The 12,524-nt window shown below is 50.8% G+C and carries 13 protein-coding genes and 2 tRNA genes; 9 read left to right on the forward strand and 6 right to left on the reverse strand.

What is annotated here, in order from left to right; genetic code table 11:
- Positions 1-84: 84 nt before the first annotated feature.
- The 3 genes from HMPREF2572_RS11205 to rpsT form a co-directional block, all read right to left on the reverse strand.
- Positions 85-765, reverse strand: a complete 681-nt coding sequence (locus HMPREF2572_RS11205) for a DUF502 domain-containing protein (RefSeq protein WP_070498703.1) — start codon at positions 763-765, stop codon at positions 85-87.
- Positions 766-922: 157 nt separating this feature from the next.
- Positions 923-2,143 carry a phospholipase A gene (locus tag HMPREF2572_RS11210; RefSeq protein WP_070498705.1) on the reverse strand — a complete coding sequence of 407 codons (1,221 nt, stop codon included), beginning with the start codon at positions 2,141-2,143 and terminating at the stop codon, positions 923-925.
- 240 nt (positions 2,144-2,383) lie between these two features.
- Positions 2,384-2,647, reverse strand: coding sequence for a 30S ribosomal protein S20 (rpsT, locus tag HMPREF2572_RS11215; RefSeq protein WP_002212556.1), 264 nt, complete (start codon positions 2,645-2,647; stop codon positions 2,384-2,386).
- Positions 2,648-2,950: 303 nt separating this feature from the next.
- Here rpsT and HMPREF2572_RS11220 point away from each other — a divergent pair, with 303 nt between their 5' ends.
- Positions 2,951-4,093, forward strand: coding sequence for an extracellular solute-binding protein (locus HMPREF2572_RS11220; protein WP_070498707.1), 1,143 nt, complete (start codon positions 2,951-2,953; stop codon positions 4,091-4,093).
- 239 nt (positions 4,094-4,332) lie between these two features.
- Here the strand turns inward: HMPREF2572_RS11220 and HMPREF2572_RS11225 are convergent.
- From HMPREF2572_RS11225 to HMPREF2572_RS11235, 3 genes are all read right to left on the reverse strand, one after another.
- Positions 4,333-4,407, reverse strand: a tRNA-Glu gene (locus HMPREF2572_RS11225).
- A 12-nt stretch (positions 4,408-4,419) separates the two neighbouring features.
- Positions 4,420-4,496, reverse strand: a tRNA-Arg gene (locus HMPREF2572_RS11230).
- 131 nt (positions 4,497-4,627) lie between these two features.
- Positions 4,628-5,980, reverse strand: coding sequence for a deoxyguanosinetriphosphate triphosphohydrolase (locus tag HMPREF2572_RS11235; protein ID WP_070498710.1), 1,353 nt, complete (start codon positions 5,978-5,980; stop codon positions 4,628-4,630).
- A 183-nt stretch (positions 5,981-6,163) separates the two neighbouring features.
- On the opposite strand from HMPREF2572_RS11235, the gene rsmA reads away from it, so the two are divergent.
- From rsmA to HMPREF2572_RS11275, 8 genes are all read left to right on the forward strand, one after another.
- Positions 6,164-6,943, forward strand: a complete 780-nt coding sequence (gene rsmA, locus HMPREF2572_RS11240; RefSeq protein ID WP_016687675.1) for a 16S rRNA (adenine(1518)-N(6)/adenine(1519)-N(6))-dimethyltransferase RsmA — start codon at positions 6,164-6,166, stop codon at positions 6,941-6,943.
- Positions 6,944-6,958: 15 nt separating this feature from the next.
- Positions 6,959-7,630, forward strand: coding sequence for a sel1 repeat family protein (locus tag HMPREF2572_RS11245; protein ID WP_070498712.1), 672 nt, complete (start codon positions 6,959-6,961; stop codon positions 7,628-7,630).
- 2 nt (positions 7,631-7,632) lie between these two features.
- Complete coding sequence (locus HMPREF2572_RS11250) at positions 7,633-8,361, forward strand: amino acid ABC transporter ATP-binding protein (protein ID WP_003740819.1); 729 nt, start codon at positions 7,633-7,635, stop codon at positions 8,359-8,361.
- Positions 8,362-8,483: 122 nt separating this feature from the next.
- Complete coding sequence (locus HMPREF2572_RS11255) at positions 8,484-8,843, forward strand: hypothetical protein (RefSeq protein ID WP_003761526.1); 360 nt, start codon at positions 8,484-8,486, stop codon at positions 8,841-8,843.
- Between the two features lie 4 nt (positions 8,844-8,847).
- A complete protein-coding gene (locus tag HMPREF2572_RS11260) occupies positions 8,848-9,282 on the forward strand; it encodes a protein YgfX (protein ID WP_070498714.1) in 435 nt (144 codons plus the stop codon).
- A gap of 135 nt (positions 9,283-9,417) precedes the next feature.
- Positions 9,418-10,692 carry a bifunctional tetrahydrofolate synthase/dihydrofolate synthase gene (gene folC, locus HMPREF2572_RS11265; protein ID WP_070498717.1) on the forward strand — a complete coding sequence of 425 codons (1,275 nt, stop codon included), beginning with the start codon at positions 9,418-9,420 and terminating at the stop codon, positions 10,690-10,692.
- 12 nt (positions 10,693-10,704) lie between these two features.
- Positions 10,705-11,940 (forward strand): SPOR domain-containing protein, encoded by a 1,236-nt coding sequence (locus HMPREF2572_RS11270; RefSeq protein ID WP_070498719.1) that lies wholly within the window; start codon positions 10,705-10,707, stop codon positions 11,938-11,940.
- Positions 11,933-12,439, forward strand: coding sequence for a CvpA family protein (locus HMPREF2572_RS11275; RefSeq protein ID WP_070498722.1), 507 nt, complete (start codon positions 11,933-11,935; stop codon positions 12,437-12,439). Before HMPREF2572_RS11270 ends, HMPREF2572_RS11275 begins: the two co-directional genes overlap by 8 nt.
- Positions 12,440-12,524: the final 85 nt, after the last annotated feature.

Consider the following 12,524-nt stretch of genomic DNA (forward strand, 5'->3'; position numbering starts at 1 on the left):
TGTCCTGATTTAAATTTAATCCACTATAAATAGCCATGAATCAAGACCAAAAGGACCATGCATCATGTGTTTGCCATCTCTAGTTTATTTGTCTAAACATCGTATTTCGGCTTGAGCCTTGAGCGGCAAGTCATCCGGCATCACCATACCCAGCGAAATCACATATTTCAATGCTTCGTCCACGCTCATATCGAGTTCGCGCACGTCGCTCTTTTTCACCATGATGTAATAGCCGCCGGTCGGGTTGGGCGTGGTCGGCACATAGACGGAAAGATAGTCGTCATCGTGCGGCAGGCTGCCTTTGAGTTTGTCGGGGATGTGTCCTGAAACAAAGGCAATCGTCCAAATATTGGGTTGCGGGAACGGAACCAATACAGGCGTTCTGAACGAGCGGCTGCTGTCGGAGAGCAGGGACTCGGATACTTTTTTGACGCTGGAATAGATGGATTTGACGACGGGAATCCGTCCCAATAAGCTGTCCCATGCGGCGAGGATTTGACGCCCCAAAACATTGGCGGCGAATACGCCGGTCAGAAACAAGACGACAATGGCGGCAATAATGCCCAAGCCGGGAATATTGAATCCCCAGAAATATTGGGGCTGCCATTGCTCGGGCAGCAGACTGATCAGCCGGTCGGCGGCAGATATGATATAGCTGACCGCCCAAATGGTTACGGCTATCGGCAGCCACACCAGCATGCCTGTAATCAGATATTTTTTTAATGCCTTGGCAACTTTTCCGCCTTCGGCCGTTTGTTCTGTCATCTTCTGTGTTATTCCGACAAATATCGCCCAAACCTTGCATTATACGCGTTTGGGCGATAGGAAACGAGAGTTTTTAATATGGGGAGCGGTTTGTTTTGCTTTCAGACGACCTGTGTGCAACATGGTATAAAAAGTCGTCTGAAAACAAGATTCGGCATTAAATTCCGTCCCAGTCGTTGAACATCAGTCCGATACCGATGCCGTTTTGTTTGTGGTTGTAATCAATCAGGCTTTCGCCGTAGCCGTGAAAGCCGCGCACGACGCCTTTGAGTTTGCCTTTAATCGGGAAAGTATAGGCGGCTTCAACCGCGCCGTGTCCGGTTTTCGGATTGTAGCGCAGCAGGGACGAAATATTTTGTTTGTCGTTCAGACGGTATTGCAGCCTCAAATCGCCATGACCCATGTAGTCGGTAATGTCGGGATTGTCGTTGTTTTCACCGGTCTGATCAAATGCCCGCATCCACACGCGCGGGATAACGGTCAGTTTGCCCCATTCCATCCCTGCCAGCGCGTAAACGCGGTTCCATGAGCGGGATTCGGGGCGGCTTTGTCCGTTGGATTGGTGGACGAAGCCTGCACCGACCATCCGCAGTTTGCCGCCGAACGGTAAATCTGCCTTCACGGGCTGGGTCAGGAAAATTTCGGGTTCGTAATCGGTATTGCGGAACGGCGCGGATTTTCTGCCTTGGTTGTAAATCTGCCAATCGGATTTTTGGGTGTAGCCGAACCACAAGTCTGCACGGGTTTTAAACAAATCTTCAGCGATTTTGCTTTTGAACGAAACTTGCAGTTTGGTTTCGATGTGTTTCTGTTCGCTGAATTTTTCCTGATTGGTTGTGCCGCGCGAAGGGGAGTGGGGATGGAGGTTGGGCGAGCTGTTGTACCATGCGGGCATCAGGTACATGGGATTGTGCTCGCGCACGCTCAATAAGCCGCGCGAGTCATTTTTGTCCAAATCGTACATCAGGCTCAACGGCGTGTAGGCATCGGCTGTGGTGCGGAGATTATCTTCCGAAAGGGTAGATTGCTCTTTATTTTCGTCAAACACAATTGTCGCCGCTTTTTTCTCACGACTGGTGCTGATGGTTTTGGGTAAATCAACAGGCGCTTTGGCGGTTTCTTCGCGAATGACGGGCAGCGGAGCTTGCGGCGGCAGTTGAGCCGAATAAATGCTGTCGTAACACGCCAAACGGGTGGCATTGTCTTGAATGGAGGTGCATTGCAAAGCCGTGTCGGCATAGGCGACAGGGGCGGCGGCTCCGCTGACAAGGATAAGCATCAAGGCGCGCCGACATTTGGATAATGACGGTTTTTTGTTCTTTAGGACATCGCTTTGCGCCAAATTGTGTTTCAACATCTTGTTCATCATTTCATTCATGGGATTGCCGATTGGGTGTTTTCAGACGACCTTTTGCCTGAAAATCGAGATTAATCGTGTGAAAAACAGATCAAACCGCATTTTACCGCCTTGCGCCTGCTTTACGGCAGGTCGTCTGAAAAGTTTACATCAACTTGCACCACATACGGCAATGCCCCTGAAAGGTTAAGACCTCAGGGGCATCGTTATCTGCTTGCCTGTCCCGACGTGATCAAACACCAAGACGATAGGCGAAAAAGATTAAGCCAATGCTTTTACTTTGGCAGACAGACGGCTCTTATGGCGGGCTGCTTTGTTTTTGTGGAATACGCCTTTGTCAGCGATACGGTCGATGACTTTAACGGACTCTTGGTAAACTGCTTGAGCAGCAGCTTTGTCGCCGGCTTCAACTGCTTTCAACACTTTTTTCACTGCGGTACGGAATGCAGTACGCAGGCTGGCGTTGTGGGCGCGTTGTTTAACCGATTGGCGGGCACGTTTGCGGGCTTGTGCGCTGTTTGCCATATTGAATATCTCCTGAAAAAATAAATTCTGTAAACGCGCAATTTTAAAGACAGATTCCTCTATATGCAAGTATTTTCTCTGTTTGCGCGCGCAAATCGTCCGTATTTTGCCCAAAAACGACATCTTGCGCAACGCTGTTTTCCCGAGTCTGGGAAATCGTGCCTTATTTCAATAAAAATCAGTCAGATATTGCTTTGAGTTCTCACCTACTTCCATTACAATAGCCCCGCTTTGCGCCGGGGTATTGATGGGGTGCAGAGTGTTCATTTTCTGTTAACAATCTTTCATCAGGAATCTGCCCGTATGAAAAAATCCGTATTAGCCGTATTGGCGGCATTATCGCTGGCCGCTTGCGGCGGTGGCGAGAAAAAAACCGAGCAACCTCAAGCAGGCAGCGCGCCTGCTGCCAATGCCGAAGCAACCGCCACCGATACTTTGAACATCTACAACTGGTCGAACTATGTTGACGAGAGTACCGTCGAAGACTTCAAAAAAGCCAATAAGCTGAAGCTGACCTACGACCTTTACGAAAACAACGAAACCCTCGAAGCCAAAATGCTGACCGGCAAATCCGGCTATGACTTGGTCGTTCCCGGCATCGCCTTCCTGCCCCGCCAAATCGAAGCAGGTGCTTATCAGAAAGTCAATAAAGAGCTGATTCCCAATTACAAAAATATCGATCCCGAATTGTTGAAAATGCTGGAAACTGCCGATCCGGGTAACCAGTATGCCGTGCCTTATTTCTCCGGTGTCAACACTTTGGCGATTACGGCGAAGGGTAAAGAGCTTTTGGGCGGCAAGCTGCCTGAAAACGGTTGGGATTTGCTGTTCAAGCCCGAATACACCAACAAGCTGAAATCATGCGGCATCGCCTTGTGGGATACGCCGAGCGAAATGTTCCCAATTTTGCTGAACTACTTGGGTAAAGACCCCAAAGGCACAAATCCTGATGATTTGAAAGCGGCGGCGGAAGTGCTGAAAGCCATCCGTCCTGATGTAAAACGTTTCAGTCCGTCTATCATTGACGAACTGGCGCGCGGCGACATCTGTCTCGCAGCGGGCAACGGCGGCGACTTGAATCTGGCGAAAGCCCGTTCCGAAGAAGTGAAAAACAACGTCGGCATTGAAGTCTTGACGCCGAAAGGCATGGGCTTCTGGATCGAGTCTTGGTTGATTCCTGCTGATGCGAAAAACATCGCCAATGCCCACAAATACATCAACTACACGCTCGATCCTGAAGTTGCGGCGAAAAACGGCATTGCCGTTACCTTCGCGCCTGCAAGTAAACCTGCACGCGAAAAAATGCCTGCCGAGCTGGTGAACACCCGCTCCATTTTCCCGACTGCGCAGGATATGAAAGACGGTTTCGTGATGCCGCAAATGAGTTCGGATGCGAAGAAACTGTCGGTTAATCTGTGGCAGAAGATTAAAGTCGGTTCGAACTGATGGTTTGATGTTTTGAAAGGTTGTCTGGAAACCTTGGATTGGGTTTTCAGACGACCTTTTCTTATTTTGGTTTTGGAGTGGTGTGTATGGATTGAGCTTGGGTAAGGTGTTGTTTTGATATTGGATTTGGCTGTGATTTGTTTGTGTTGGTTTGGTTTAAAGTAAGTCGGCTGTGTTTGTGATGAATTTTTAAAAGCAAAGAAAAAAGCACAGTTTGTTTAAACTGTGCTTTAAGAATTTGGCACGCCCACGGGGAATCGAACCCCGGTTACCGCCGTGAAAGGGCGATGTCCTAACCGCTAGACGATGGGCGCGGATAATTTTGTTGGCGCACCCGGAGCGATTCGAACGCCCGACCCTCTGGTTCGTAGCCAGATACTCTATCCAACTGAGCTACGGGTGCATTTTCATCACTTCGCGACTGCGTCGTGAATCAAGAAAACCGAATAATATACAAGCTGTCGGTTGCTGTCCAGTATTTTCTGGATAAAAATAGTTATAATAAAATAACAGCATGAAAATAAAGGATATTAATTATCTTAAAATGCCTACTCCCGATAAATCTTGCGCCATTTTTGCGGCGGCGTTGTCTGTCATGCCGCCAACGAAATCTAAGATTTTCATGTAGGCGCGATACAGGCTGTCGGTTTCTTGGATGGGGTCGTGGTTTTTTAGCAGTTCAAGCGCGAGGGATTGGCGTACATCGACTTGTTTTTGCGCAATCATGGCGTATGCGGCGGGAACCAATAAATCCAAAATAGAACCGAGACACGGGAAAGTGGCGATTTCGGTCATGAGTTTGGTGCGGTGGCGGAAAATGCGTGTGCGGGCAAGTTCTTTCGCTTTTTCCAAGGTGTTTTGAACTTGCGGGCTGCACAGCGCCAACAGGTCTTTGCCTTTGAAGTTGCCGTTTAGCAGGTCTGATTGGTGCATCATGAAGGTCTGGGCGACGTCCTCTATCGCTTTGCCGATGGCGATGCCGCGCAACATGGCGCAACGTTGGCGGCTGGATTGTGCGTGCCAAGTGCTTTCTTCAAAAGTGAGTTCGGATAATACGCTTTCGATTTCAGCGTCGCTCAGTAAATCCAGTTCTACCGCGTCTTCCAAGTCTAAGAGGGCGTAGCAGATGTCGTCAGCTGCTTCCATCAGGTAGGACAGGGGGTGGCGTACCCAGCAGTCTTTGCCTGATTCAATCAGACCCAATTCGTCGGCAACGCGACGGATGAAGGGTAATTCGGTTTGGTAAATATTGAATTTTTTTCTTCCGTTGGGATGTTGCGTCGTCCAAGGGTATTTCAGCAGTGTGCCTATGGCGGCGGACGTCAGGCGCATGCCGCCTGCGTCGGGATACATTTCCAGACTTGCCGTGATACGCAGGCTGTGGGCATTGCCTTCATAGGTCTGGATGTCGTTGCGTTCGGCGTCGTTTAATGTCTGTAAAAACGGCTGGTTTTTAGGATTGCGGAACCAGTCGCGCAATGCGTCTTCTCCGGTGTGTCCGAACGGCGGGTTGCCTAGGTCGTGCGCAAGGCAGGCGACTTGGACGACGGCGCCGATATCGCTCGGCGTATTGTTTTCGGGTAAAAAGCCGCCTGCCTGCAGCATAACGCCTACGCGGTTGCCGATACTGCGCCCGACGCTGGCAACTTCGACGCTGTGTGTGAGGCGGTTGTGGGTTAGGTCGTGTTCGGCTAGAGGGTGAACTTGAGTTTTACGTCCCAATCTGCGGAATGCGCCGGAGAACACGACGCGGTCGTAGTCGATATGGAAGTCGGTGCGCAAAGCGTCGGCACCTTCTTGGGTGGAAGGCGTGACAGTCGGGATGATTTCGCCGTTTTTCGTGCGGAAACGTTGTGTGGAGAGTAGATTTTTCCAATTCATCTGCATGAAATTGCTCCTTGCGGGTTTTCAGACGAGCTTTGTAGGATGGACGGGATATTACTGCATTGCGGGACGGTTTGAAATCCCGATTGGCGTAGGGTGGCTGCTTGGGTTGCGGGTCTGAACAGGACTTTGTTTTTCAGTTACAATACGCGCTTATTATAATGATCGACAGTTTGAAGAGACGCGATGAAAGAACATAAGGCCCGGAAACGCTTCGGGCAGAATTTTTTGCAGGACACGCGGATTATTGCCGATATTGTCAACGCCGTGCGTCCGCAGGCGGATGATGTGGTGATTGAAATCGGACCGGGCTTAGCGGCGATTACCGAGCCTTTGGCGAAGAAGCTGAACTGCCTGCACGTTATCGAAATCGACCGCGACATCGTACGTCGTCTGAAAACGCTGCCGTTTGCGGATAAGCTCGTGATTCATGAAGGCGATGTATTGCAGTTTGATTTCAACAGCATCGCGGGCAAAAAGAAAATTGTCGGCAACCTGCCGTACAACATTTCCACGCCGCTTTTGTTCAAGCTGGCGGAGGTGGCGGACGATGTCGTCGATATGCATTTTATGCTGCAAAAGGAAGTGGTCGAGCGCATGGTTGCCGCGCCGAAAAGCAACGACTACGGCCGCTTGGGCGTGATGCTGCAATATTTTTTCGATATGGAGCTGCTGATTGACGTGCCGCCCGAATCGTTCGACCCTGCGCCGAAAGTTGATTCGGCAGTAGTGCGTATGATTCCGGTGAAACACCGCATCGGCAAGGCGGACGATTTCGAGCATTTCGCCAAACTGGTGAAACTTGCCTTCCACCAACGCCGCAAAACCATACGCAACAATCTGAAAGAGCTTGCCGGCGACGAGGATTTACAGGCAGTCGGCATCAGCCCGCAAGACCGCGCCGAACACATCGCGCCGGAGAAATATGTGGAACTGAGCAATTATCTCGTCCGTAAGGTCGTCTGAAAAATAGGGGATGGAATGCTTAAAAAATATCTTTGGGGCGGGGTAGTCATATTCATTGCAGGTACGGTGTTTGCCTTAGGCGGTATCGGTGGGAAGAAAGGTGATTTGCTGAGTAAGGCAAAGGCTGGTGATGCAGATGCACAATATATGCTGGCAGAGCAGTTGGAAATGACCACTGACCCTGTGAATCTCAAGAAGAGTGAGTTTTACTATTGGCTCAAGAAAGCTGCAAAAAACGGCAATGGTCAGGCACAGGATTTACTCCATGATATTGATGCTGAATATGATAGAAAGGCTTTGGAAGACGAACTTGCACCTAACGGTTCGCAAAAATTGATGGATGAAGTCGCCAAGCTGGAAAGGCAGAAACGGAAAAATTATCCGTTAATCAAGGAAAAATTGTTTAAAGCGGGGACGTTGGGGAATTTTTCGGCTCTGGTGAAAACCGCATGGCTATTTGGAAATCAGGATGCTGCGCGGGAATATGGCGTGCCTTTCCATCCTTTGAAAGCCTGTATTTTGTCGGTATATACCAATAATCGTTATGGTGATCTGAATAAGGATGCAATGGATGTATTGTGCAGCGGTATTTACTATGAACACAATGCGAAAAAAATAGATGGCTATGTTAAACGTATCGAAGATAAACCAGCCAAAATCTGGTCAATTTTAGAGAATGTAAAATAAACATGATTAAATTCAAAAACGTACATAAACATTTCAAAGACCTGCACGTCATCAACGGCGTCAATCTGGAAGTGAAGCAGGGTGAAGTGGTGGTGGTTTGCGGACCTTCGGGTAGCGGCAAATCGACGCTCATCCGTACCGTCAACCAGCTTGAAAGCATTGAGAGCGGCGAGATTTGGGTGGACGGTATCAATGTTGCCGATCCGCAGACGGATTTGAACAAGGTGCGTGAGGAGGTGGGTTTTGTGTTCCAAGGCTTCAATCTGTATCCGCATCTGACCGTATTGGAAAACATCATCCTGTCGCCGATGAAGGTGAAAAAACAAAGCCGCGAACAGGCTGAGGAAAAGGCGATGGAGCTGTTGGAACGCGTGGGTTTGGCGCATAAAAAAGATGCATTCCCCAGCCAGCTTTCCGGCGGACAGCAGCAGCGCGTGGCGATTGCGCGCGGGCTGGCGATGGAGCCGCGAGTGATGCTGTTTGACGAACCGACTTCCGCGCTCGACCCGGAAATGGTCGGCGAGGTGTTGAAAGTGATGCAGGACTTGGCGGAAAGCGGCATGACCATGATGTGTGTTACGCATGAAATGGGCTTTGCGCGCGAAGTGGCCGACCGCATTATTTTCGTGGATAAAGGGCAGATTTTGGAAAACGAAACGCCTGAAGAGTTTTTTACCAATCCGAAACACGAACGCGCCAAACAGTTCTTGCAGCAAGTAATGACGCATTAACAGTTTGCCAAAAGGTCGTCTGAAAGACAGATTTGGGCTTTCAGACGACCTTTGGCGAATGCAACCGATAGATATAGACGGCAAAGAGGTCATTTCCAATTTTGCCGTTTTAAAGGAAAACCATGTATTTTGTTGACCGTACCGCCGTCGTGCTTAAGCCGACCGCCCGCTTTTTGGAATGGCTGAAATCCGCCGATGAAAATATGCCCGACCTGACCATCGAGCAAATCCGTGCCAACTGCTCCGTGTTCCTCGTGCCGCAGTTTGACGAGCCGGAAGCCGTGATTGCCTATTTTGACGAACGCTACCAACAGATTTTCGAGGCGGAACTCGCAGGCTGGGACATCGATAAAAGCAAGTGGCCGCAAGACATGAGCCTGAAGGCGTTTTGGGAATTTTTCGATACAGAAATCCACGATATGGTTTTGGACATGGAAGAAGCGGAATTGAGCATTACGCCCGTGTTCGACAATATGATGTAAGGCGATGCGCGCTTTTCAGACGACCTTGAAGCCGTCCCGTTCTTTAAAAGCCTTGTCTGTCTTGTTGCATTTGTCCGCAGTTGCCGTGTGCCTGATATGGTTTTACGGCTGGATGATGTGGTTCGGGCTGGCGGCGTTGGCGGGCAGTTTTGTCCACGCTTGGCGCGTGGTGAATTTGCGGACGGCGGGTGCGGTAAAGAAAATCGCCATCGACCGCCATGCGCGCGCTTCCGTATTTTGCGGAGACGGAGAAGGGCAGGGCGCGGTGTTGTCCGGCGCGACCATGCTGACTCCTTACGCGTTGTTTTTGCAGTGGAACGCCGACGGAGAAACGATACGGCAATGTGTTACGCCCGATATGGCGGATAAAGAATCTTACCGTCGTCTGAAAGTTTGGGCGCGCTGGTGTCAGGCTCAGGATGACGCGAATCCGATTTAATCTCAGCAAGGCGATTTCCCGCCTTGTCCTATACAAATTAAACCCAATATAAAAATAGTCCACACAAGCAGCAGTAACCGTCCCCATTATTCCGAAGCGACGGTTTCAGACGACCTTTTGAAAAACGAAACACACATGAAAACATTACAAGACTGGCTCTCGCATTTGGAAACCGCCCACAGCGGCGGCTTAATCGACATGGGCTTGGAACGCACGAGCGAAGTGAAAAAACGCATGAAGCTCGAACCGCAATGCCCCGTCGTCGTTGTTGCGGGAACAAACGGTAAAGGTTCGGTCTGCGCCTACCTGACACAGATTTACAAACAGGCAGGCTTCAAAGTCGGTACGCTGACCAGCCCGCATTTATTGCGTTACAACGAACGCATTGCCGTCAACGCCGAGCCGGTTTCAGACGACCTCATCACCGCTTCCTTCGAGCGCATCGAAGCGGCGCGCGGCGAAATATCGCTGACTTATTTTGAATTCAATGCCTTGGCGGCGGTCGATATCTTCATTCGCGAACAAGTCGATGTGATGATATTGGAAGTCGGCTTGGGCGGACGTTTGGACGCGGTCAATGTGTTCGACTGCGATTGCGCGGTGGTTACCAGCGTGGATTTGGACCATCAGGAGTTTTTGGGCGATACGGTCGAGCAGGTCGGCTTTGAAAAAGCAGGCGTGTTTCGTAGCGGCAAACCCGCAATCTGCGGGCAAAACCCCGCGCCCGAATCGTTGGTCGCACACGCCGAAGCCATAGGCGCGAAACTGCTGATGGTGCAGCGCGATTTCGATTTCTCCTCATTGGAAAACATCCAATGGAACTACCGCTTCCATCCGCAACATTCAGACGACCCCGCGCGCAACCGCAATTCCCTGCCGTTCCCCGCATTGCGCGGTGCATACCAGCTTTCCAACGCCGCCTGCGCGTTGACCGTGTTGGAATGTTTGAACGACAAACTGCCGGTGGACATCGGCGCCATCAAGCGCGGATTGTTGCTGGTTGAAAATCCCGGAAGGTTCCAAGTCCTGCCCGGCCGTCCGCTGACCGTTTTGGATGTCGGACACAATCCCCACGCCGCCCGCGCCCTGCGCCGCAGCCTGATTAATCTGGCGTTTGCGCAAAAACGCACCGCCGTATTCAGCATGCTGTCCGACAAAGACATAGACGGCGTGTTGGAAATCGTTAAAGACCAGTTTGACGAGTGGTATATCGCGCCTTTGGACGTGCCGCGCGGCATGACGGCGGAAGCCTTGCAGGCGAAACTGGAAGCACAAAATATCGAAAATATACAAACTTTTACCTCCGTTCGCGAGGCGTACCGCGCAGCTTTGGCTAAGGCGGGCGAAAATGATAGAATCGTTGTTTTCGGCTCATTTCATACCGTTGCCGACGTGATGGCGGCGTTGTAAAAGGAAATCTCCATGTCTGACAATAAGCAAAATGAAGTTCTGACCGGTTACGAACAGCTCAAACGCCGCAACCGCCGCCGCTTGGTTATGGCATCGGGGTTGGTGGCGGCATCGACCGTTTTATTGGGCGTTGCCCTGTCAACCGGACCGGAAAACAAGCAAGAAGAAAACGCCCAAACTACAACCATCCAACAGAATAATGCCAACGCAGAACCTGCCAACCTGGCGGATGCGACCGTGTTGGAACCTTCTACCAAAGAAGATTTGGAAGCAGCGGCAGAAGCGGCTAAAAATGCCGATGCCGAAGTAGCGGAAGCAGCGGACAAGCCTCAGGAAATCGGCACACCGGAGCGAAACGCCCAAGCGCAGCCCGAACCGCAACCTGAAGCGCCGCCTGCCGCGCCCGAAGATTTAGGCCCGCCTTTGGTGCTGATTAACGATACGCTGTCAGACAGCGACATCAAAGGTTTGGAAGAATCCGAGAAAATCCAAAAAGCCGAAGCTGCCAAGCGCGAAGCAGCCGAACGCCGCGCGGAAGAGCGCCGCCGTAATCGTGAAGAGCAACGTAAAGCGCAGCAGCTTCAAGCACAAGAAGCAGCAGAGCGCGAAGCCAATGCCGCCGCCCGCAAACGTGCGCTTCAAGCCGCTAAAGCCGAGAAGGCAGAACGCGCTGCCGCAGCCGAACGCAACAAACTGGCGCAATTGGAAAAAGCTGAAAAAGCCGTTGCCGAACGTAAGGCGTTAAAAGCCAAAGAAGAAGCGGCAGCGAAACACAAAGCGGCAGCGGAAAAAGCCAAAGAAGCCGTCACAGCATCCGCGTCCGAACCTAAAGAAAGAATTCGGGTAGATGCTTCCAAATACGAAAAAATTGAAACGGCTAACAAAAAAGCTTCTGCGGTAAGAGAAGCCGAAGCGAAAGTTGCCAAAGCCAAAACCGAGCCTGCAGCCAAAGCAGAGAAAACCGCTGCTGCCGAAAGGTCGTCTGAAAAGGCAAAAACCAAAACCGCCGAAGTCAAATCAGGTAAAAAAGCCGCGATTCAGGCTGGTTATGCTGAAAAAGAACGCGCCTTGAGTCTGCAACGCAAAATGAAAGCGGCAGGTATCGACTCAACCATTACCGAAGTGATGACGGATAAAGGCAAGGTTTACCGCGTCAAATCAGGCGCATACAAAAACGCCTACGAAGCCGAACGCGACTTGAACAAACTGCGCGTACACGGCATTGCCGGACAGGTAACCAATGAATGATATTCCGTTAGCCGACATACTCGCCTTCGGCGTGATCGCGGCGTGTATCGTGATGTCGATGATACGCGGCGTCATTGCCGAAGCGGGCTCGCTGTTTGCGTGGGTGATTTCCTTTTTGTTGGCTAAAACGTTTGCCGTGCCGTTTTCGGAAGTGGCGTTTAAATCGATTCAACCGCGCGCCTTGGGCGTTGCCATTTCGTTTGTCGTGATTTTCTTTTTGGCGCGTTTTTTACAGCAGTTTTTGCGCACCATACTGACCAACGCAGCGTCGTCGATGGGCTTGGGTAGTGTCAACAGAGTCTTGGGCGGCGTGTTCGGCGCAGCCAAAGGCGTGTTGCTGGTAACTTTGGCGGTCATGGTCTGCGCTCATACCGATTTGCCGGAAACGGAAGATTGGCAAAGCTCGTACAGTATTCCTTATTTCCAATCATTGTCTGAAGTCATCATGCCTTACCTGCCCGGTCAGAAGGACAAGACGGAAGATAAGGCGGAATTGTAAACCGGTTTTTCATGAGGGTTAAAAGTTCGGCAGCTATATTTGCCGATCGCTCTGCTTATATAGTGGATTAAATTTAAATCAGGAC

The sequence above is a fragment of the Neisseria sp. HMSC064E01 genome, assembly GCF_001808875.1.
Lineage (GTDB): Bacteria > Pseudomonadota > Gammaproteobacteria > Burkholderiales > Neisseriaceae > Neisseria > Neisseria sicca_A.

Coding starts and splice junctions, on each gene's coding strand:
- HMPREF2572_RS11255 (WP_003761526.1), top strand. CDS start 8,484: ATGTATTTTGTTGACCGTACCGCCGTCGTGCTTAAGCCGACCGCCCGC.
- HMPREF2572_RS11250 (WP_003740819.1), top strand. CDS start 7,633: ATGATTAAATTCAAAAACGTACATAAACATTTCAAAGACCTGCACGTC.
- HMPREF2572_RS11210 (WP_070498705.1), bottom strand. CDS start 2,143: ATGAATGAAATGATGAACAAGATGTTGAAACACAATTTGGCGCAAAGC.
- folC (WP_070498717.1), top strand. CDS start 9,418: ATGAAAACATTACAAGACTGGCTCTCGCATTTGGAAACCGCCCACAGC.
- HMPREF2572_RS11245 (WP_070498712.1), top strand. CDS start 6,959: ATGCTTAAAAAATATCTTTGGGGCGGGGTAGTCATATTCATTGCAGGT.
- rsmA (WP_016687675.1), top strand. CDS start 6,164: ATGAAAGAACATAAGGCCCGGAAACGCTTCGGGCAGAATTTTTTGCAG.
- HMPREF2572_RS11205 (WP_070498703.1), bottom strand. CDS start 765: ATGACAGAACAAACGGCCGAAGGCGGAAAAGTTGCCAAGGCATTAAAA.
- HMPREF2572_RS11220 (WP_070498707.1), top strand. CDS start 2,951: ATGAAAAAATCCGTATTAGCCGTATTGGCGGCATTATCGCTGGCCGCT.
- HMPREF2572_RS11260 (WP_070498714.1), top strand. CDS start 8,848: ATGCGCGCTTTTCAGACGACCTTGAAGCCGTCCCGTTCTTTAAAAGCC.
- HMPREF2572_RS11270 (WP_070498719.1), top strand. CDS start 10,705: ATGTCTGACAATAAGCAAAATGAAGTTCTGACCGGTTACGAACAGCTC.
- rpsT (WP_002212556.1), bottom strand. CDS start 2,647: ATGGCAAACAGCGCACAAGCCCGCAAACGTGCCCGCCAATCGGTTAAA.
- HMPREF2572_RS11235 (WP_070498710.1), bottom strand. CDS start 5,980: ATGCAGATGAATTGGAAAAATCTACTCTCCACACAACGTTTCCGCACG.
- HMPREF2572_RS11275 (WP_070498722.1), top strand. CDS start 11,933: ATGAATGATATTCCGTTAGCCGACATACTCGCCTTCGGCGTGATCGCG.